General features: G+C 73.7%; 17 protein-coding genes. 6 read left to right on the top strand and 11 right to left on the bottom strand.

The genetic code is table 11. From position 1 onward, the window contains the following. Positions 1–42: 42 nt before the first annotated feature. Positions 43–3,066, bottom strand: a complete 3,024-nt coding sequence (locus QEZ54_RS11180) for a hypothetical protein (protein ID WP_281304467.1) — start codon at positions 3,064–3,066, stop codon at positions 43–45. Between the two features lie 72 nt (positions 3,067–3,138). On the opposite strand from QEZ54_RS11180, the gene QEZ54_RS11175 reads away from it, so the two are divergent. Further along, positions 3,139–3,669 (top strand): DinB family protein, encoded by a 531-nt coding sequence (locus QEZ54_RS11175; RefSeq protein WP_281304466.1) that lies wholly within the window; start codon positions 3,139–3,141, stop codon positions 3,667–3,669. A gap of 236 nt (positions 3,670–3,905) precedes the next feature. Next, entirely contained in the window at positions 3,906–4,961 is a 1,056-nt protein-coding gene (locus QEZ54_RS11170) for a TerC/Alx family metal homeostasis membrane protein (RefSeq protein WP_281304465.1), read from the top strand. A gap of 93 nt (positions 4,962–5,054) precedes the next feature. Here QEZ54_RS11170 and QEZ54_RS11165 read toward each other — a convergent pair whose 3' ends face one another. Together QEZ54_RS11165 and QEZ54_RS11160 are read right to left on the bottom strand one after the other, a co-directional pair. After that, positions 5,055–5,711 carry a flavodoxin domain-containing protein gene (locus tag QEZ54_RS11165; protein ID WP_281304464.1) on the bottom strand — a complete coding sequence of 219 codons (657 nt, stop codon included), beginning with the start codon at positions 5,709–5,711 and terminating at the stop codon, positions 5,055–5,057. After that, positions 5,708–5,956: a dsRBD fold-containing protein gene (locus tag QEZ54_RS11160; protein WP_281304463.1), complete on the bottom strand. Its 249-nt coding sequence runs from the start codon at positions 5,954–5,956 to the stop codon at positions 5,708–5,710. Before QEZ54_RS11160 ends, QEZ54_RS11165 begins: the two co-directional genes overlap by 4 nt. Before the next feature lie 120 nt (positions 5,957–6,076). On the opposite strand from QEZ54_RS11160, the gene QEZ54_RS11155 reads away from it, so the two are divergent. Continuing rightward, on the top strand, positions 6,077–6,709 hold the full coding sequence (locus QEZ54_RS11155; protein ID WP_281304462.1) for a dTMP kinase: 633 nt from the start codon (positions 6,077–6,079) through the stop codon (positions 6,707–6,709). 10 nt (positions 6,710–6,719) lie between these two features. Continuing rightward, positions 6,720–7,391 carry a class I SAM-dependent methyltransferase gene (locus tag QEZ54_RS11150; protein WP_281304461.1) on the top strand — a complete coding sequence of 224 codons (672 nt, stop codon included), beginning with the start codon at positions 6,720–6,722 and terminating at the stop codon, positions 7,389–7,391. 61 nt (positions 7,392–7,452) lie between these two features. Here QEZ54_RS11150 and QEZ54_RS11145 read toward each other — a convergent pair whose 3' ends face one another. The 3 genes from QEZ54_RS11145 to QEZ54_RS11135 form a co-directional block, all read right to left on the bottom strand. Then, positions 7,453–8,490, bottom strand: coding sequence for an LLM class flavin-dependent oxidoreductase (locus tag QEZ54_RS11145; protein WP_281304460.1), 1,038 nt, complete (start codon positions 8,488–8,490; stop codon positions 7,453–7,455). Positions 8,491–8,575: 85 nt separating this feature from the next. Further along, positions 8,576–9,004, bottom strand: a complete 429-nt coding sequence (locus QEZ54_RS11140; protein WP_281304459.1) for a DUF4265 domain-containing protein — start codon at positions 9,002–9,004, stop codon at positions 8,576–8,578. Between the two features lie 138 nt (positions 9,005–9,142). Further along, positions 9,143–9,586, bottom strand: a complete 444-nt coding sequence (locus tag QEZ54_RS11135) for a protein phosphatase (protein ID WP_281304458.1) — start codon at positions 9,584–9,586, stop codon at positions 9,143–9,145. A gap of 152 nt (positions 9,587–9,738) precedes the next feature. Here QEZ54_RS11135 and QEZ54_RS11130 point away from each other — a divergent pair, with 152 nt between their 5' ends. Continuing rightward, positions 9,739–10,659, top strand: a complete 921-nt coding sequence (locus QEZ54_RS11130; protein ID WP_281304457.1) for a hypothetical protein — start codon at positions 9,739–9,741, stop codon at positions 10,657–10,659. Between the two features lie 116 nt (positions 10,660–10,775). Here the strand turns inward: QEZ54_RS11130 and QEZ54_RS11125 are convergent, their stop codons facing one another. From QEZ54_RS11125 to QEZ54_RS11110, 4 genes are all read right to left on the bottom strand, one after another. Then, positions 10,776–13,805, bottom strand: coding sequence for a poly(A) polymerase (locus QEZ54_RS11125; RefSeq protein ID WP_281304456.1), 3,030 nt, complete (start codon positions 13,803–13,805; stop codon positions 10,776–10,778). Between the two features lie 161 nt (positions 13,806–13,966). Next, entirely contained in the window at positions 13,967–14,800 is an 834-nt protein-coding gene (locus QEZ54_RS11120) for a carbohydrate ABC transporter permease (RefSeq protein ID WP_281304455.1), read from the bottom strand. After that, positions 14,797–15,765, bottom strand: a complete 969-nt coding sequence (locus tag QEZ54_RS11115; protein WP_281304454.1) for a sugar ABC transporter permease — start codon at positions 15,763–15,765, stop codon at positions 14,797–14,799. The genes QEZ54_RS11120 and QEZ54_RS11115 overlap by 4 nt, the downstream gene beginning before the upstream one ends. A gap of 2 nt (positions 15,766–15,767) precedes the next feature. Continuing rightward, a complete protein-coding gene (locus QEZ54_RS11110) occupies positions 15,768–17,093 on the bottom strand; it encodes an ABC transporter substrate-binding protein (RefSeq protein WP_281304453.1) in 1,326 nt (441 codons plus the stop codon). Positions 17,094–17,392: 299 nt separating this feature from the next. Between QEZ54_RS11110 and QEZ54_RS11105 the strand changes: the two genes are divergently transcribed. Continuing rightward, the gene (locus QEZ54_RS11105; RefSeq protein WP_281304452.1) at positions 17,393–19,039 is read left to right on the top strand and encodes a glycosyl hydrolase family 8; all 1,647 of its coding nucleotides are present in this window, start codon (positions 17,393–17,395) and stop codon (positions 19,037–19,039) included. A gap of 65 nt (positions 19,040–19,104) precedes the next feature. Here QEZ54_RS11105 and QEZ54_RS11100 read toward each other — a convergent pair whose 3' ends face one another. Then, a complete protein-coding gene (locus tag QEZ54_RS11100; RefSeq protein WP_281304451.1) occupies positions 19,105–20,700 on the bottom strand; it encodes a beta-N-acetylhexosaminidase in 1,596 nt (531 codons plus the stop codon). Between the last annotated feature and the right edge of the window lie 49 nt (positions 20,701–20,749).

Here is a 20,749-nt window from a genome sequence, read left to right as displayed (position 1 = left end):
GCCGCCGCGCCCACCAGAGCGGGGCGCGGCGGCGGGCGACGCCTAGGGGCGGGCGGGCACGCGACTCGGGCCGACCGAGATCACGGCGCCCGCGCCGAGCAGCACCAGCCCGGCGATCATCGCCGCGACCGGCAGCTCGGCCGGGATGCCCAGGTAGACGGTGATGCCGAGGATCCGGGACAGGCCCCAGGGCAGCAGCGCCATCTGGTCGTTCCAGATGGTCAGCGCCCGCTCCAGCCCCATCGCGGCCACCAGCCCGGACAGCGCCGCCAGGGCCGTGCCGGCCGCGGCCAGCGACGTGCCCACGGCGCGGCGGCGCAGCAGGCCGTAGCGGGTGCGCAGGACCAGGGCGGTGGCGACGAACAGCCAGCCGAAGGCGGCGAACGCGACCGTGATGTAGGCGAAGCGCAGGGTCGGGTCGGTCCAGAAGTTGAACCAGTACCGGCCGGGGCCCCGGGTGGCCAGCGCCGCCAGCAGGAGGACGCTGCGCAGCAGGGCCACGCCGCCGATGACCGCCCAGGCGTGGAACGGGTCGCGGCGGCCGACGATCAGCCGCACCACCAGGGCGAACAGCAGCCACCCGCCCAGCGTGACCAGCAGGTGCGCCGGGGCGGCGAACCAGGTCAGCGCGGCCCGGCTGGCGACCAGCACCAGTGCCGGGATCGCCCACACCAGCACGCGGTCCAGCCGCGAGTCCGGGGTGGGCAGGTCGGCCAGGCGCCACGGCCGGGTCGCGCCCAGCCACAGCGCCCGCGCCGCGCGGCCCCCGCGCCAGCCCCACAGCACCACCAGCGCGATGAGGACGAGCAGGATGCGGGCGACCCAGGCCATGGCCGGGTCGCGGTCGGCCCGGACTGCGCCGAGGTCGGCGGCGGTGAAGTTGAACGCGGGCAGGTCCACGTTGCCGCGGTAGCGCCCGTTGTGCAGCTCGCGGGCGGCCCGGTAGGTCGTCTCGGCCTGCCGCCACGCGTCGTAGGCGGCCTGGTCGCCGGTGTCGAGCCACTGGGTGTGCCGCAGCACCGCGGTCCGGTACGCGCCCAGGGTCTCGAACAGGTTGACCTGGTAGTCCAGCGTCTGCGTGAACCGCTTGCGCAGCTCGGGGTCGCGCCAGGCCGCCGGGTCGGTGGCGGCGACCAGGTCGCGCATGCGCCGGGCCAGCCCGGTCGCCTGCTCGCCCTCGGCGACGGCCTCGTCGACGCGTCCGGCGCTGACGGCGTAGATGCTGTCCAGCGCGGCCGAGTCGCCGGTGGGGATGTCCCACTCGAAGATCCACATCATCGGCGGCGGCTCCAGGCCGAGCGCCTTGACGCTGTTGTCCGCGTACGGGCCGAGGTAGAGGCCCTTGCTGACCGCCTCCCGGGACAGCGCCATGGCCTGGCCGATCGCGGCGACCGTGGCCGGGTCGGCGGAGAAGGTGCGGTAGGCCCAGTCGGCGGTGAGCTGCGCCGGGTCGGCGTCGGGGTTCCAGGCCAGCCGGGCGGTGGTGTACGTGTTCAGGTCGTACAGCTGCCAGAAGCCGGTGCGCAGGTAGAGCGACATCGGTCCGGCCCGGAGCGGGCCGCCGTCCTGGGTCCAGTTCCACACGCCCTCCACGCGCGGGTTGGCGGCCAGGAACTCGCGCAGCGCCTGCTGGTGCAGCGGGCCGAGGTCGTTGGGTAGCGAGCCGAACGCCTCGAACTCACGCCGGGCCTGGAACTCCACGATCCGCCGCTGCGTCCCCTCCGCGAGGGTGGTGTTGAGCGGCAGGTGGCTGTAGAAGTCGCCGAGGGTGTACTTGGTGGACACGATCAGGTGCGGGTCGTCGAGGCCGCCGAGCACCTGCCGGTACGACTCGGGGTTGGTGTGCAGGTCGCCGACCGCCCCGACGCCGACGGTCCAGGTCCGGAAGATCACGTCCTTGCCCGCCTGCCCGGCCGTGGCCAGCAGCGCCCGGAGCATGGCCCGGACCGACTCGTCGGTGGTGACGGCGATCTTCGACGAGAAGTCCCAGCCGTTCTGGGCGTACACCTCGCCGCCCTCGCCGATGCGCACCATCAGGCCGTCGACGAACGGCAGCGACTGGAACAGCTCGGACAGGCCCGCCTGGTAGACGGCCCAGAGCCTCGGGTCGGCGGTGTCCAGGCCGCCGGTGGTGGCGCGCAGGTAGCGCTCCAGCGGCGGCGACACGGCCAGCATGTCGGTGAGCAGGAAGACCCGCAGACCCATGTCGTCGGCGTACCGGAAGACGGGGCCGAACGCGGCGACCAGTGCCTTGGCCCGGTCCACGTGCGGGTCCCCGGCCGGGTAGACGGCCCGGCCGTCGCCGACCCCGGCGAAGGTGACGTACTCCAGGAAGCCGGGCAGGACGACGCCGTTGTAGCCCTGGGCGGCGGCGTGGTCGACGTACTGCCGGAACTGGGTGCCGATGCGCTCGACCGCGGCGGCGTCGACCCACGGCGCCCGGGGCAGCAGCGCCTGCCCGACGATGTCGGTGTTGAGCGAGTAGTCGGTGCCCGCCGCGAACGCCGCCGCGTCCGGTTCGCGGCCGACCGAGCCCGCGTCGGTGAGCCGCAGGCCCAGGCGCGGGGTGATCAGCTTGCCGTCCTCGCCGGGCGGGACGGGCGCGTTGCCGGAGCGGATCCGGTCGGCGACCGCGTACAGCCCGGCGGCGAGCCCGGCCTGGTCGGCGGCCGTGACGGTGACGTCGGCCCCGGCGGAGGCGACCGCGTAGGACTCGGGCGCCGCATCCGGGGCGGCCTCGATCCGCGTACGCACCGCCGGACCGGTCCCGGCCTGCGCGGCGACGGCCGGGCGGGGCAGCCCGCGCGCGGCGATCGCGTCGGCGACGGCGGCACCGGCCTTGGCCAGCCGCAGCTCGTCGGGCACGACCACGGTCGCGACGGCCGGAGCGGGGACGGCCTGGCGTACCGGCGCGGCGCTCGGGTGCTCCTGCGGCACCGTGGCGGGGGCCCAGCTGAGCCCGAGCGCGTCGCCGACGCCGTACGCGACTCCGGCGCCGAGCAGTAGCAGGACGAGCACGGCGGCGAGCAGCGACAACGGACGCGGGGGACGGCGATTGTGAAACACGCTCGCATATTAGGGCAGGCCACCCGGGACGGAAGGTCACGAGTTGATCACGGCGGCGGTAGCATGGCGCGCATGGAACTGGCCGACGCCACCGCGATGCTGGCCCGCACCCCCGACACCCTGCGCACACTGCTGTCCGGCCTACCCCGGCAGTGGCTGCACCGAGACGACGGCCCCGAAACCTGGAGCGCGTACGACATCCTCGGCCACCTGCGCCACGGCGACGCCACGAACTGGCTGCCCCGCGCCCAGATGATCATCGAACACGGCACCGGCCGCGCCTTCGAGCCCTTCGACCGGGTCGCCATGCTACGCGAGGCCCCGCAGCCCGTCGACGAGCTGCTCACCGCGTTCGCCGACGCCCGCCGCCGCAGCCTGGAACAGCTCGCCGCGCGGGGCCTCACCGACGCCGACCTGGACCGCCCCGGCAGCCACCCCGAGCTCGGCGAGGTCCGCCTCGGGCAGCTGCTGGCCGCCTGGGTCGCCCACGACCTCACCCACCTCGGCCAGGTCGGCGAGGTCCTGGCCCGCCGCTACCGCACCGACGTGGGGCCCTGGCGCAGGTACATGCCCGCCCTCGACGCCGTCGCCCCGGCCGAGTAAACAGACCCCCGCCCCGGCCAGCGATCTTCGGTTCGGCCGGGGCTCGCGGGCCGGGTGGGGCGGGAGGGGTCGGATTCAGGAAGTTCCCAGGTAGGGCCGTTATCCTCGGCGTCCGAGGGGAGTACCTCACCAGATCCGTTCCGGTCATCACGGACCGGCCCAGCCGGCCCCGGACGGACGCCTGCCGCACGCGGTAGGCGAGGGAGACCTCAGACATCAACGTCTGGAGTCTCGTCATGCCCGTCGACACCCTCGTCGCCGCCCCGACCGCCGCTGCCGCCACGATCGGCACGCCGTGGCTGTGGGCGATCACCGTGGTCGTGCTGCTGGGCCTGCTCGCGCTCGACTTCGTCATCACGCGCAGACCGCACGAGGTCAGCATGCGCGAGGCGGTCGGCTGGACGGTGTTCTACCTGGCCCTGCCGGTCGCCTTCGGCTTCTTCGTCTGGTCGCGCTACGGCGGCACGCCCGCGGTCGAGTTCTTCACCGGGTACGTGGTGGAGAAGTCCCTGTCCGTGGACAACCTGTTCGTGTTCATGCTGCTCCTGACGGCGTTCGCGGTGCCCGCCGCGCTCGCGCAGCGGGTGCTGCTCTACGGCATCGTCGGCGCGCTGGTGCTGCGGGCCGTGTTCATCGCCGCCGGTGCCGCCGTGCTCAAGACCGGCACCTGGGCGTTCGTGCTGTTCGGCGCCGTACTGCTGGTCACCGCCGTGAAGGTGATGCGCGACGCGGTCCGGGGCGGACCGCACGAGATCGACATCGACCGGATGCGCGGCGTGCGGGTGCTGCGCCGGTTCATGCCGGTCACCGAGCAGTACCACGGCTCGCGCCTGACCGTGCGCCGTGACGGCGTCCGCGCGCTCACCCCGATGGCCCTGGTGGTGGCGGCGGTGTTCCTCACCGACATCGTCTTCGCGGTCGACTCCGTCCCCGCCGTGTACGGCGTCACCGAGGACCCGTACCTGGTCTTCGCCACCAACGCCTTCGCCCTGCTGGGCCTGCGCGCGCTGTACTTCGTACTGCACAACGCCCTGGGCAAGCTGCGCTACCTCAACCACGGCCTGGCGATCATCCTGGCCTTCATCGGCGTGAAGCTGGTGCTGCACTGGGCGCACGGCGTGTGGCCCGCCCTGCCCGAGGTGCCGACGCTGCTCTCGCTCGGCGTGATCATCGCGGTGCTGGTGATCGTCACCGTCGCGAGCCTGGTCGCCAACCGCCGCGACGCCCGCGCCCTGGCCGAGGCGGAGGCGGAGGCGGAGGCCGTCGCACCCGCCGAGCCCGCCCGCCGCTGACGCCCACCGCCCCGCGCGGTCGAGGCAAGGAAGGGCCCCTTCTTATCGCTTTGCGAGGTGGAAGGGGCCCTTCTTCACGCCCGGGCGCGGCGCTCAGTTCGGGGCGGTGTCGGTCTGGACCATGGTCTGCGGGCCGCCGCCGGTGAGCGCGTCGGCGATGTGCCCGGCCCAGGACCGGATCGCGGTCCAGTCGCGGAAGTCGCCCTCCGGGGCGCGCAGCGCGGCCGCCACCGCCCGGTCGGCCGCCGTCAGCCGTTCCGGGTCGAGGCGGCCCGCGAAGACACGGTGCTCGCGGGCCCTGGTCGCCTCCGCGATGCCCGCCACGTCGACCGGCTCCTCCCACGTCGAGGGCGGGCCCAGCGGTCCGCTGGAGAACAGCCACACCGGCCTGGCCGCCAGGACCGGCTCGTGCCGCTGCACGAACCAGCGGGCCGGTTGCAGCCACTGGCCCGCGTAGACCGCGCTGCCCAGCACGAACGCGTCGAACGAGGTCATGACCAGGTTGCTGTCCTCGTCCACGTCGGTCTCGGTGACCTCCAGCCCGCGCCCGGACAGCTGCGCCGCGATCGCCTGGGCGACCTCCCGGGTCGACTCGTACTTCGACGCCGAGGCCACCAGCACCTGCCGTACGCCCGGACCGGCGTCGGCGAGCGGCTCGGGCACCGGCTCGAACTCGGCCAGCAGCAGCGGCCGGAGGTCCAGGTCCGGCACGGGCGGCGCCACGGCCGGGACACCGCCGGTCACACTCACGCGGGGGCCCGTTCCAGATCGGCGTCCGCCTGGGCGAGCAGCCGCCGCCCCAGCGCGATGAGCGCCCGGCCCGCGGCCAGCTCGGCGCCGATCTCCGGCACGTCTTCGTCGAACCTGGTCCGTACGGCCTCCCCGGCGCCGTCCAGTGGCGGGGCGTCCGGTCCGGAGACCAGCCGGGCGACCGCGCGGGTGTGCCCCTCCGCGTCCGGTTCGGCGATGCTGACGTCGACACTCCAGTGCGTCATCGGCCCAGACCTCCACGCGGGCTCGCATGGCCCGCACCCCGCCATTGTCCCGCAAACCCCAGGCGGCGGCCCTGACCTGCCCGAATCCGAATGCTTGGGCGCGGCGGCTAGCATCGTGCGGTGCCCCGACCCGTGCTCATCGCGATCGTCGGCATCGACGGCGCGGGCAAGACCACCCTCGCCCGGCAGCTGGCCCGCGACCTGGCCGAGGCGGGCGTGCCCGCCGCGTACTACGAGAACGCGGGCGGGCGGCCCGTGATCAGCCGGATCGCGCGCGCGTTCGGCCGCGCCGACGGCCCCGCGCTGCTCGGCCGGGGCGGCAACCTGCTGGCCGAGGCGACCATCCGCTGGCTGGCCATCGCGCGGACCGTGCTCGGCGCCCGGCTGGGCGGCCGCGTCGCCGTGATGGACCGGTACGCGTACTGCCAGTACGCCGCCATCCGCACCCGGGGGCAGCGCGGCGAACGGCTCGCCCGCCTCGCGTACCGCCTGTTCCCGCGCCCGGATGTCGTCTGCTACCTGGCCGTCGACCCGGCCGAGGCGCAGCGCCGGGTGGAGCTGCGCGGCATCGACCGCGAGGAGCTGGCCTACCTCTGCGCCGCCGACGCCGCCTACCGCGGCCTGCCGGAGTTCGCCGGGTTCACGGTCGTGGACGCGCACGGTTCACCCGACGAGGTCCGCGCGGCGGTGCGGGGCGCGGCCCTGCCGACGCTCAGAGCGAACAGGACGGTCACCCTGCCGCGACGCGGCTAGCGTCGTCCACATGGGAGTTTCGGCGGCGTACGACGCCCACGCGGACTGGTACCACGACTTCATGTCCCCGGCCGCCGGTGACTACCTGGGGCGGGTGCACCGCACCCTCGCCGACCTGCTCGGCCCCGGCCAGGGCGTCTGCCTGGACGTCTGCTGCGGCACCGGGGCGCACGCAACGGCCGTCGCCGCGCTCGGCTGGACCGCGATCGGGGTGGACCTGTCCCGGGGGCAGCTGCGCCACGCGGCCGCCCGGCTACCGGTCGCGGTGGCCGACGCCACGGCGCTGCCGATCGCCGACGGCGGCGTGGACGCGGCGGTGTGCGTGCTGGCCAGCACCGACGTGCCCGAGTACGGGAAGGTCGTCGCGGAGATCGCGCGCGTGCTGCGGCCGGGCGGGCGGTTCGCGCACCTGGGGGTGCACCCGTGCTTCGTGGGCGCGTTCGCGGACTGGGCCGACGCGCCCAGGGTCGTGGTCGATCAGCGCTACGCCGAACGCGGGCACACATTCGAGACGTGGAACCCGCGCGGCGTACGGGCGCGGGTCGGCGGCTGGCAGATCCCGCTCGCCGACCTGCTCAACACGGTCAGCGAGGCGGGACTGCGGCTGGTACGCACCGCCGAGGCCGGGCCGGGTGGCGTACCGGACCTGTTCGGCTTCCTGGCCGTCAAGCACGTGGGCTGACCTCGGCGTGGCCGGGCGCGCCCGGTCAGGCACCCGCTCCGCAGCTGCGCCACGCCCGGGGCTACGACGCGGACAGCAGCTCGCGTACGCGCGGGACGACCTGTTCGGCGTACAGGCCGACGGAGGTCATCATCGCCTCGTGCGGCAGCGTGCCCGAGCTGTACTTCAGCTCGAACCGGGACAGGCCCAGCGCGCGCACCGTCCTGGCGACCTTCGCCGCCACCGTCTCGGGCGAGCCGACGTAGAGCGAACCGGCGTCGGCCTCGGCCTCGAACCGGGCCCGGGTGGTCGGCCCCCAGCCGCGCTCGCGGCCGATCCGGTCGTGCAGCACCCGGTAGTGGGGCCACAGCTGCTCCCGGGCCCGGGCGTCGGTGTCGGCGACGTGGCCGGGCGAGTGCAGTCCGACCGGCAGCTCCGCCACGCCGAACTCGGCGAGCGCGCGGTGGTACAGGTCCACGTAGGGCGCGAAGCGCTCCGGCTGGCCGCCGATGACGGCCAGCATCAGCGGCATCTCGTACCGCGCGGCGCGGACCACCGACTCGGGGCTGCCGCCGACGCCGATCCAGGTGCGGATGCGGCCGGACGCGGTCTTCGGGTAGACGTGCTGGTCGGTCAGCCCGGCGCGCAGCTCGCCCTGCCAGGTGACCGGCCCCTCGTCGAGCAGCCGGTCGAGCAGGTCGAGCTTCTCCTCGAACAGCTCCTGGTACTGGCCGAGGTCGTAGCCGAACAGCGGGAACGACTCGGTGAACGAGCCGCGCCCGAGGATGATCTCGGCGCGGCCGTCGGAGACGGCGTCAAGGGTGGCGAAGCGCTCGTACACCCGGACCGGGTCGTCGGAGCTCAGCACGGTGACGGCCGTGCCCAGCCGGATGCGCTCGGTGCGGGCGGCGATGGCCGCGAGCACGATCTCCGGCGCGGTGACCGCGAAGTCGGCGCGGTGGTGCTCGCCGATGCCGAACGCGTCCACGCCCAGGCGGTCGGCCAGCACGGCCTGCTCCACCACGTTGCGGATGACCTGCGGGTACGGCACCGCGGCGCCGTCGGCGTCCACGGTGACGTCACCGAACGTGTCGAGCGCGAACTCCAGCGGTGCGGACATGCCCAACCTTCTCCCCTGCGATGCGACAGTCGAGCGCAACCGCCCCGCCCCGGCGGCTATTCCCACAGCTGGGACCCGGTCGCGGTCAGGCGTTGCCGAACTGCCACTCCAGGCCGGGCACGGTCGCCGCCAGCTCCTCCATGATCGCCTCGACAGCGTCGGCGCCCGCGTCGGCGGCCACCGTGACCACGATGAACTGCCGGTGCGCGGGCACGTCCACGCGGCCGCCGAGCCCGGCGAAGGCCGCCGCGAACCGCGCACCCACCTCGTCGGTGAGCTGCTCGGCGTAGGCCTGCACGCACAGGTTCGGCCCGCGGCGTACCACCTGGAAGCCCATGCCCTCCAGGATGATCACGTCACCTTCGGCGCAGCCCATCACCAGGCCAGGGCTGGACCGCAGCTCGATCAGGCCGCCGCCCAGGCGCCGGACCGCCACGATCTCGCGCAGCACCTGCCCGTCCTCCTCCTGGAAGGCGAGCGCGATCCGGTCGGGGTCTTCGTCGAGCTCGAACATGGCCGAGATGATGCCACGTCGCCCACCCGCGGCGCCGGTGAGGCCGGTCCGGCAGGACCGTCGGCCGCTGCCGCCATGATCGCCGTCTGCGGTCGGGCGCCGCGCTGCGAGGCCGCGAAATGACCGCGGACGGCGGTCTCAGGGCTGGGCGGCGACGTCCAGGCGGGCCACGAAACGCTTCTGCCACGGGGTCTCCACGGCGTGTCGGGAGTAGTGCGCGCGCACGTAGGCGACGGCCTCGGCGGCGGGGACGCCGTCCAGCACCGCCAGGCAGGCCAGGGCGGTGCCGGTGCGGCCGCGGCCGCCCGCGCAGGCGACCTCGACCCGCTCGTACGCCGCCCGCGCCCATGCCTCCCGCAGCGCGCCGACAGCCGCCGCGCGGTCGGTGGGCAGCCGGAAGTCCCGCCAGTGCAGCCAGCGCGCCGGCCAGCCGACCGCGGGCGGTTCGTAGCCGAGCAGGTACAGGCCGAAGTCGGGGCGCGGGCCGTCGGGCAGCGGTCGGCGCAGCGCGCGGCCGCGCACCAGCCGCCCCGACGGCAGCCGGAGCACCCCGGTCGCGGACGGATCCCAGGTCGCGCTCACCGGACCGACCCTAACCGGCGCACCCGCACCGCACGAAGAGCGCAGGCGGCGGCCCTGGCCCGGCTGCGCCTGACGGACTGAACGCGCCGGATCGCGCCGCCCGGGAGCGGGGACGGGCCGGCGCGCGTCGAAGGTCGGCGGAGGTGAGCGTGATGGCTCGACGACACTGGGCACCGCTGCTGCTGGCCGCGGTGATCGCCCTCGGCGGCTGCGCCGGACGCGGCGGCGAGGCCGCACCGGGCGGCGGCGGCAGCACCGACGGCGACGGCCTGCCCCGGCTGCGCCAGCAGGCACAGGACGCGCTGGCCCGGTATGAAGCCGCGGTCAGGTCCGCGGGCGGCGGGCGGTTGTTCGTGCCGGTACGCCCGCTCACCGACCAGCTCGGCGACTGGGAGCCCGACAACGGCGACCACAAGCTCGCCCTCGCGTCCGGGCAGATCGTCGCGGTGAAGGCGCTGCCGCCGGGGGACGCACGCGGCAAGGTGGTCTGGTCCGACGGCGTCACCAGGGAGTACACCCTGCTGACGCCCGCGCAGGCGATCGCCGCGATAGCGGTGGACGGCCGCGGCAACGACTGCGGCGGCTGTGCTCCGATAGAGGTCACCGGTGCCGTGCTCACCGCCGGCCCGATCGAGACGACCCAGGGCACGGCGACCGTGCCCCGGTGGGAGTTCACCGTCAAGGGCAGCGCGGTCCGGATCGTCCGCGTCGCCGTCGGCGCCGGGGCGACGGTGACGGTGGTCCCGCCGTCGTGGGACCCGTACCACGCCCCCGGCGGGCTGGCGGTCGAGTGGGCAGCCGTCTCGTCCGACCGCTCGCAGCTGGTCGCGCACTTCACCGGCAGTCCCGGCCCGGCCAGCCAGCCGTGCGGGGTGGACTACAGCACCGAGGCGGTCGAGTCCGACACCGCGGTGGTGGTCATCGTGCTCAGCCGACCGCACGCGGCCGACGAGACCTGCGCCTCCATCGGCGCCGCCCGGCAGGCCCCGGTCCGGTTGAGCCGCCCGCTCGGCGAGCGCGCCGTACTGGAGGTCGTGCAGGGCCTGCCGGTGCCGCTGACGGTCACCCCCTGAGGCTGCCGGCGGGCGGTCGGCGCAACCGGGACAGGACTCTGCACCGGCCATACACGTGAGAGAACTCGGGTGCGGGTCCCATCGGTCGCCGATGGGACCCGCACCGCCCACAGGTGTCAGCGCAGCGTGGGGACGCCACCGCCGTCCGCGAGGGCGATCTCCACGCCGGGCAGGTCGCCCGCCCAGCGGTCGGCGACGGCGGCCAGCCCCGCGGCGTCCGGCGGCCGTGCGCCCAACCCGATCGCGAACCGGACCACCGGCCCCTGCCCGAGCGGGCGCGGCCAGCCGTGCGCGTCGGTGGCACCGGCCGCCTCCAGCGCCGCGAGCAGCGCCCGCATCCGGCCCCGGACCCGGCCCAGCAGCTCCGCCAGCGCGTCCGGGTGCTCGGCCCGGACGGAGACCACCGCCCACGCGGCGTGGCGGCGGTGCAGCGGCGGTGGCGCCGACAGCAGGTGCCGGGCGTCGGCGCCGGTCCCGGCCGCCTCCTCCAGCAGCTCCCACGCCTGGTAGAGCTCCTGGGTGAGCAGGTCCGCCAGCCCGGAGCCCACCTGCTCGGTGCACGAGCGCACCGGCGCGGTCGGCGTCAGCACGGTGCACGGCGGCGCGGCAGGGCGGTCCGGGCCCACGTCCGAGCCTCCGCCGGGCCCGGTCGGAGCAGACACCGCCGCGGCGCCGCCGGTCGGATCGAGGGCGATCGGGTCGCGCCAGTCCCAGGCCGCCCAGTCGCCGAAGAAGCGGCGCAGCAGCTGCTCGGGCTCGGCCGGGCCCGCGGCGCGCACGGTGCGGGCCGCCAGCACCGTCCACGCCAGACCCGGCAGGCCGCCGAAGGGCGCGGCGTCCAGACCGCGTGCCTTGGCCCACGCCTTGGCCTCGCGGGCGAGCTGGACGAACGCCGCCCGGTCGGAGGCGACGGCGGCCTCGACCGCGGCCGCGTCGGAGACCGCGCTGAGCGCGATCGCGGCCGCCTCACCCAGCTCGTCGCGCCGCGCCACCGCCGTGTCCGGGTCGAGCGCACCGGTGCCGACCAGCACCAGGTCCACGTCGAGCCCGTACGCGGACAGGCGCAGGCCGGGCACGCGGGCGCCGGTGACCTGCCGGACCCGTACCGCGTCGGGCAGGGCCGCGACCACCCGGGGCCGGATGCCGCCCGGGGGCACCTCGCCCGGCAGGGCCGCCACCAGGTCGAGATCGCCGCCCGGCAGTTCGCAGCCCAGCGCCCGCGAACCGACCACGTGCACGACCGCCTCCGGTAGCGCGGCCCGCACCGCCGCCACGATCCGCGCCGCGGCGGCGGCGTCCGATCGGCTGGTGGCGGCCGGTGCCGACCCGGCGGCCGGCGGCCCCGACCGAGGACCAGCTGCCGCGATGGACGATCCGGCGGCCGACGGTCCGGCGGCCGTGGACGTGTCGGCGGCCGACGGTCCGGCTGCGTTGGACGTGTCGGCGGCCGACGGCAGCGCCTGGGGCGCGGGCGGGTCGGTCAGCCAGCGCAGCTCGCCGGTGCCCAGGGTGAGCACGGCCCGGGGGCGCATGGGCTCGTCGCCGCGCCGCGACAGCAGCACCAGCTCCCCGACCCGCGCGGCGGCCGGGTCCAGCCGGGCGGCGCAGGCGGCGGCGGTCTGCTGCGGGTCGCGGCTGCGGCCCAGCGTCAGGTGCGGGGTGTAGCCCTCGGCCCGCCCCCGGCAGCGCGGGAACCGGTCGGCGAAGACCCGGTGCAGCCGTGCCCACGGCTGCTCGCCGGCCGCGGCCGGGTCGAGCCATACCGTGGCGTCGTCGCGGTGGCCGAACGTGTGCACCCCGGCCAGCGTCGCGGTGAACGGGGCCAGCTCCGCCGCGGCCGCCGACAGCAGCGGCGCCGCCTGCTCGAACGCGGCCTCGGGCACGAATCCGAACAGGATGTTCACGTGCGGCGGCCAGCGGTCGAAGCTCGGGTCGTGCTCGGCCCGCAGCTGCTGGAGCGCCGGCCACAGCCGCTCGGGCGGCAGCCAGGCCAGCGCGGTCCGGGCCGTGGGCGCCGCGTCGAGCACCGCGCCGGCGGCGTCGCCGAAGTCCAGCTCGGCGAGCACGCCGTAGTGGTCGGACGGGAACAGGACCCGGTCGGCCGCACCGGCCGGATGGGGCTGCGGCCGGTCGCCCAGCAGCAGTGCGGCGGCCGGGCGCGCCGTGCCGCGCAGCATGATCCGGTCCAGCCGCGAGGCCCGGCCGGACAGCGACGACACCGCCGCGAGCGGGTTGGCGACCGGGTCGAAGGTCGGGGTCCGGTCCTCGGGACCGTGTACGAGCGTCCAGGCGTCGCCCAGTCCGAGGGTGCCCGCGAGCCCGTCGGAGCCGTCGTTGAAGTCCCCGACCAGCACCAGGTCGCCCGGGACACCCCCCAGGCCCTCAGCGAGCCGGGTCAGCTCGGCCTGCCGCCGCTGCGGGCCGCCCTCGGCGTGGTCGCTGGTCAGGTGGGTCGCCGCGACGACCAGCGGGCCGGTCGCGCCGTCGACGGCGACGGCCGTCAGCGCCTTGTACGGCCCCAGCCGGTGCCAGCCGACCTCGCGCACCGGCAGCCTGCTGAGCAGCACCAGTCCGCACTGCTCGACCTCGCGCACGTCGGCGCAGACGGTGTACCGCTCGCGTACCCACGGCTGGGCCAGCAGCAGGTCCAGCAGCGCCGGCTCGACCTCCTGCAGCGCGATCACGTCGGCGTCGGCGGCCCGCAGCGCCGCCAGCAGCAGCGGCCGCCGCAGCGCGGTGTCGATCAGCTCGCCGTCGTAGCGGTCCCAGAGCGTGTTCCAGGTCAGCACCCGCAGCCGGGGCGGGCCCGGCACAGCGGCGGCGGCCACCGTCGGCTGCCAGCCGTCGCGCCAGGTGTACGCCGTACCCGCGGTGAAGAACGGCGCCCGCAGCGCCTGCTCGTCCCGGACCCGGCCGGCGGTGCTGGAGTCGAGGCGGTCCACGCCCGCGGCGCGGTCCCAGACGATCTCCCCGTCGGCCTCGATGTAGAGCACGCGGTGCCACGGGATGTCGCCGCCGGGCACGAAGGCGGGCAGCGCGACCCGCTTGGGAGCCGCGGTGCGCTGCGAGACCCCGAGCACGAAGCGGGCGGGGTCGAACCGGGGGTCCCACCGGACCCGGTGGTAGATGTCCTCACTGGTACGCATGGCGCGCCCAGTATCGCCCCACCGTGTCCCTCCCCTCACCGCATTTAGGTGCAGTTTCGGGGAAAGTGCTGGAATCCCGGCCGAGATTCCTGCACTTTCCCCGAAACTGCACGCCGCCCGTTCGCGCGGGCGGGCGGCGGGCGGCGGGCGGCGGGCGGCGGTCAGCCCTTGACGCCGGTCAGGGTGACGCCCTGGACGAAGGCTTTCTGGGCGAAGAAGAAGACGACCAGGACGGGCAGGATGGTCAGCATGGTGGCCGCGCTGACCAGGTGCCATTCGACGTGGTGCAGGCTGCGGAAGCCGGCCAGCCCGAGCGAGACGGTCCAGGCCTGCTCGTTCTCGCTGGCGTACAGCAGGGGGCCGTAGTAGTCGTTCCAGGCGTAGAAGAACTGGAACATGGCCGCCGCCGCGATGCCGGGGCGGGCCATCGGCACGATGACCTGCCAGAGCGTGCGCCACTCCCCCGCACCGTCCACCCGGGCCGCGTCGAGGTACTCGTCCGGGATGGTGAGCATGAACTGGCGCAGCAGGAAGATGGAGAACGCGTCCCCGGCCAGCATCGGCAGGATCAGCGGCCACAGCGAGCCGGTCAGGCCCGCATCGGCCCAGAACAGGTACAGCGGCACCGTGGTGACCTGCGGCGGCAGCATCATCATGCAGATGATCGCGATCATGGTGGTCTGCCGCCCGCGCCAGCGCAGCTTGGCCAGCCCGTACGCGGCGGGGACGCTGGCCAGCAGCATGAACACCGTGGCCAGCCCCGCGTAGAGCACCGTGTTGAGCAGGTAGCGCAGCAGCGGGGCCCGGCTGAACGCGTCGGCGTAGTTCTCCGGGTGCCACGTCGTCGGCCACAGCTGCGAGGTCAGCGCCTGGTCGCTGGTCATGAACGAGGTCAGCGCCAGGAACAGCACCGGGGCGACGAACATGACCGCCAGCGCGATCATCACGCTGTGCCGGGCGACCAGCAGCAGGAACGGCTGCTTCTTGGCGTTCACTTCGCATACTCCCGGAATCGGCGCAGCAGGATCAGGGTGCCCGTGATGGAGACCGCGAACAGCACCACTGCCAGCACGTTGGCGTAGCCGAGCACGTGGTAGCGGAAGCCGACGACGTACAGCCAGAGCGGGTAGGTGAAGGTGGACCCGTTGGGGTAGCCGAACGTGTCGGAGATGCCGCCACCGCCGGTGACCGCGCCGGAGGCGACGCTGGCGGCCACGGCCGCCTGGGTGAAGTACTGCAGGGTGCCGATGATCCCGGTGATCGCGGCGAACAGCAGCACCGGCGAGATGCCGGGCAGGGTGACGTACCGGAAGCGCTGCCAGGTGCCCGCGCCGTCCAGCGCGGCCGCCTCGTGCAGCTCGACCGGGACGTCCAGCAGCGCCGCGACGAAGATCATCATCAGGTCGCCGACGCCCCACAGCGCGAGCAGCACCAGCGACGGCTTGGACCAGTCCGGATCGTTGAACCACAGCGGCGGATCGCTGACGCCGAGGTGGCTCAGCAACGTGCTGACCGGGCCGGTGCCCGGCTTGAGCAGCAGCACGAAGGCGAGCGTGGCGGCAACCGGCGGCGCCAGCGCGGGCAGGTAGAACAGCGTCCGGTAGGCACTGCGCCCGCGCTTGACCTGGTTGAGCAGGATCGCGGTGAGCAGCGCCCCGAGCATCCGGGCCGGGACCATCACCACGACCAGCCACAGCGTGTTCCGGGCCGCCTTGACGACGTTGTCGTCGGTCAGCAGGAACCGCCAGTTGTCCAGGCCCACCCACTCCGGCGCCTCGATCATGTTGAACCGGGTGAAGGAGAAGTAGACCGCCGCCAGCAGCGGGTAGACCAGGAACACGACCAGGCCGAGCAGGACCGGGGCGACGAAGACGTACGGCGTGAGCCTGCGCCGCGTCCTGAGCGAGAGCAGGCGGGAGGTGCCGGGAGACCCGGCACCCGCGCGTACCACGGTGGCCACGGTCAGCCGGCCAGCTTGACGAGGTTGTCGATCTGCTCGTCCACCCTGGCCAGTCCGGCGCCCAGATCCGTGCTCTTGCCGGACTGGTACTCCTGGAGGAACGCCGACAGCTCCTCCTGGTAGGCGGCGCCGACCACGCTCGGCGGGGTGGTCGTGGTGCCCGGGTTGGCGAAGATGTCCAGGAACACCTGGAACTCCGGGTCCACCACCAGGTCCTTGCTGGCCAGCGCGTCACTGGTGGTGGGCACGTTGCGGATGCCGTTGCTGAGCCTCACGATCGCGGCGGTGTCGCTGGTGAGGAACTTCAGCAGCGCCCAGGCCGCCTCCGGGTTCTTCGCGGTACGGGACACGCCGATGACGTTGCCCGTCACATAGCCGGCGCCGTAGCGGGCCGGGTCGGTCACCGGCAGCGGCGCCACCCCGAACGGCACATCCTCGGCCTGGTCGCGCAGGAACGCCATGCGCCACTCGCCGTCCACCGCGATGGCCACCTTGCCCCTGTGGAAGGCGTTGTCGGCGCCCCACTCGTCGCCGAGGGAGGCGCGGAACCTCTCCAGCTTGTCGTAGCCGTACCAGTCGACCAGCTCTTTCTGCCACGCGAACAGCTCGCGCCACTTCGGGTCGCTGCCGATGGCCGACGTGCCGTCCGCCTTGAGCCAGGTCGCGCCGACCGCGGGGGCCAGGTGCGCCGGGGAGTTCTCGTAGAAGCCGAAGCTGGGCAGGAACCCGGCCCGCACGATGGTGCCGTCGGGCTTGCGGACGGTCAGCTTCTTGGCCAGGTCGGTCAGCTCGGCGAGGGTCTTCGGCGGGGCGGTGACACCGGCCTCGGCGAAGATCTTCTTGTTGTAGTACAGGCCGTACACGTCGGCCAGGAACGGCATGGCGCACCGCTTGCCCCGGAACTCGGTGTAGGACTTCACCACCGCCGGGTACCGGTCCATCGCGACCCCGTCGCGCTGCAGGTACGGCGCGAGGTCGGTCCAGGCGCCCGAGGAGCAGAACTTGCCCACGATGTCGGTGGAGTAGCTCAGGCCGAGGTCGGGACCCTGGCCCGCGCCGATCGCCTGGAGCATCTTGGTGTCGTCCTGGCCGCCCTTCACCACGACCTTCACCTTCGGATACCTCGTCTGGAAGTCGGCCACGATGTCGTCGACGGCCTTGGCCTCGCGGTCGGTGAAGAAGTGCCAGAACTCGACCTCGCCGGAGGGCTCGACTCCGGCGCTGGCGACCGGCGCCGGGGCCGCGCCGGGGGTGCACCCGGCCGCGGCGGTCAGCAGCAGGCCCGCCGTCAGCGCGACGGCGGCCAGCCTGGTGGCGGAAGTAGACAAGGAACGCTCCTCTGGGGTGGGTCTCGCGGATCGGTGGCGCGCCGAGCAGATCACCGGACAGGTCCGGTGATCTCTAAGAACTCAATAGGCAAGTAGGCTTACTATCGCCACCGCGCTATCCGGTGTCAAGGGCCGCCACTTCGGCCCGAACGGCCGATCCGCGGGCGCACAACGCTTGACCCCGCGCGATTTACGTACTTAACATCCTCATCAGTCGAACAGTAAGTCAGTTTGCCTATCCGGCAGGCACCGTGCTCGCTCCCGTCCGGCCCCGGCCGGACCGTGACCGAAGGAGTCACATGCGCACCGCACCACGGACGGCGTACCGCCTGGCCGCCGCCTTACTCGGCGCCCTGGTCCTGACCGCCGCCGCACCGCTGACCCAGGCCGCCGCCGCGACCACCCGGTACGAGGCCGAGAACGCGGCGATCTCGCAGGGCGTGGCCGAGGCCAACCACCTCGGCTACTCCGGCACCGGCTTCGTCAACACCGACAACGTCACCGGCAGCTACGTGCAGTGGACCGTCACCGCACCCAGCGCGGGCAGTGCCACCGTCGCGATCCGCTACAGCAACGGCACCACCACCGGCCGCCCCGCCGACATCGCCGTCAACGGCGCCGTCGTGGCGGCGGCCGCCGCGTTCGGGTCCACCGGCAACTGGGACACCTGGGCGACCAAGACGCTCACCGTCACACTGAACGCGGGCAGCAACACCGTGCGGATCACCGCCACCAGCGCCGCCGGCACCGCCAACCTCGACTACCTCGACCTGACCACCGGCTCGACCGGCACCGGCCCGGCCATCCCGTTCGGCAGCCACCAGTACGCGTACGCCGCGGGCACGCTCAAGCCGACCGGCGCGCAGTCCACCCTGGACGCGGCCGTGGTGACGTACTACAACAAGTGGAAGGCCGCGTTCGTCAAGCAGAACTGCGGCAACGGCTGGTACGAGGTCATCTCACCCGACGCCGACCACCCGTACGTCGCCGAGGCGCAGGGCTACGGCATGGTCGTCACCGCGCTGATGGCCGGCGCGGACGCGAACGCCAAGACCGTGTTCGACGGCATGGTGAAGTACATGCTGGCCCACCCGTCGGTCAACAACGCCAATCTGCTCGCCGCCGAGCAGGACGTCAACTGCACCAGCGTCAACGGCTCCGACTCGGCCACCGACGGCGACCTCGACGTGGCACTGGGCCTGCTCATGGCCGACAAGCAGTGGGGCAGCACCGGCACGTACAACTACAGGCAGCTCGCGGTCAACCACATCAACGCGATCAAGGCCAGCGAGGTCAACCCGACCACGAAGCTGATGCTGCTGGGCGACTGGAGCACCTCTGGCGACCCGCTGTACTGGACCACCCGCCCGTCCGACTTCCACCTGGACCACTTCCGGGCGTTCAAGGCGGCCACCGGCGACACGTTCTGGGACACCGTACGCACCAGCCACCAGAACCTGATCACCAACCTGCAGACGCAGTACGCCCCGAGCACCGGCCTGCTGCCCGACTTCGTGGTCAACACCAACACCACCGCCAAGCCCGCCCCCGGCGAGGTGCTGGAGGACCCCAACGACGGCAAGTACTACTGGAACTCCTGCCGCACGCCGTGGCGCATCGGCACCGACGCGGTCACCGGCGGCGGGGCGGCCTCGCTCGCCTCGGCGCGCAAGCTCAACACCTGGATCAAGTCGAAGACCGGCGGCAATCCGAACAGCATCGCGGTCGGCTACTCGCTGAGCGGCACCCAGATCAGCGCCGGCAGCGAGCCGGCCTTCTTCGCCCCGTTCGCGGTCGCGGCGATGACCGACTCCGGCAGCCAGGCCTGGCTCGACTCGCTCTGGACCAAGATGGTCAACACGTCGTTCACCAGCAGCGACTACTACTCCACCAGCATCCAGCTCCAGGTCATGATCGTCGCCAGCGGCAACTACTGGCTGCCCTGACCGGTCACGGCGGTGGGGCCGGTCCGCCCGGCCCCACCGCCGTGCACCTCGACCGCAGCGCGAGCTCAGGAGCCGGCAGGCCAGGTGACCTGGGTGGAGTGGTAGTAGCCGATGCCCATGACCCGCCAGCGCGGCCCCTGCGCGCCGAGCCTGCCCTTGAACGCGCTCAGGTTGTGCGTCGAGTACGGCGACCAGCCCAGCTCCGCGATCGCGGGCAGGCGCGGGAACGCCATGTAGTCCAGGTCGGCGGTGGTCCGGATCGTCTCGGTCCACAGCGGCGCCTCGACGCCGAGCACCGACGACTCGCCGACACCGCTGAGGTAGGCGCCGGGGTTCCAGTCGTACGCCTTGTCGACGTCGATGAGCCCGGCCCACTTCTGCCCCAGCCGGGTGCTGCTCTTGTACTTCATGTCCAGGTAGGTGCGGCTGGCCGGCGACATGATCACCTTGGTGCCGTTCGCGGCCGCGCCCGCCACGGCCGCGTCGCTGGTGCCCGTGCCCCAGAACTGCGCGATCCGCGACGGCTGCGGGCCGGCGTGCACGACGTCGTGCCAGCCGAGCACCGTCTTGCCGTGCGCGGCGACGATCTGCTGCACCCGGTCGATGAAGGTGGTGTAGTCGGCGGCGGTGGTGGAGCTGGCCTCGTCGCCGCCGATGTGCAGGTACGGCCCCGGCGTCAGCGCGGCCAGCTCCCCGACCACCTGGTCGATGAAGGTGTACGTCAGCTCCAGCGGCACGCACAGCGAGCTGAACCCGACGGCGGTGCCGGTGTACCGCGCCGGCGCGACCCCGTCGCAGTTGAGCTGGGCGTACGAGGCCAGCGCGGCATTGGTGTGCCCCGGCATGTCGATCTCGGGCACGATCGTGATGTAGCGCGAGGCGGCGTAGGCGACCAGCGCGGTGTAGTCGGCCTGCGTGTAGTAGCCGCCCGGATCCCCGCCGACCGCGGTCGCGCCGCCGTACCCGGCCAGGTTCGGCCAGCTGCTGATCGCGATACGCCAGCCCTGGTCGTCGGACAGGTGCAGGTGCAGGTAGTTCACCTTGTACAGGGCGAGCTGGTCGAGGTAGCGGCGCACCGCCGCGGGCGCGAAGAAGTGGCGGGCCACGTCGAGCATCGCGCCCCGGTAGGCGAAGCGCGGGTAGTCGACCACGTGCGCCCCGCCGACCTGCCACGGTCCGGTCTGGACGGTGGCCGCCTCGACGGCGGGCGGCAGCAGCTGCCGCAGCGTCTGCACCCCGGCGAACAGGCCGGCGGGCTGGTTCGCCCGTACCGTGATCGCGGTCGCGGTGACGTCGAGCTGGTAGCCCTGGGCGCCGACCGAGGCGGGCGCGCCGGTCAGCAGCAGCGCGATGCCGCTCGGCGAGCCGCTGGGGGCGGCCGCCACCGGCAGCGGGAAACCGGTCGAGGGGCGCAGGATGCCCGCGAGGTAGTCGCCGATGCCCGTCGCGGCCGCCGAGCCCGGTTCGGTGTAGATCGCGGTCGCCGAGCCGATGGTGTAGGTGACACCGGCCGTGGGCGTGGCCGTGACCGGCGCCGGCACGACCGAGGTGAGCGGGACGGGGGCGGCCAGCGCCTCGGTGCCGGAGACGAGGACGGCCGCGCCGGTGGCGGCGGCCAGGACGAGTGCGGACAGAGTGCGGCGTACACCACGACCGTTCATGGTCGGCCTCCGGAACGCGCCAGGGTGCCGCCCAGAAGCCGAACGACAC

It is taken from the genome of Catellatospora sp. KI3, from assembly GCF_029948125.1.
GTDB lineage: Bacteria > Actinomycetota > Actinomycetes > Mycobacteriales > Micromonosporaceae > Catellatospora.
This window is presented reverse-complemented; position numbering and strand designations above follow the sequence as displayed.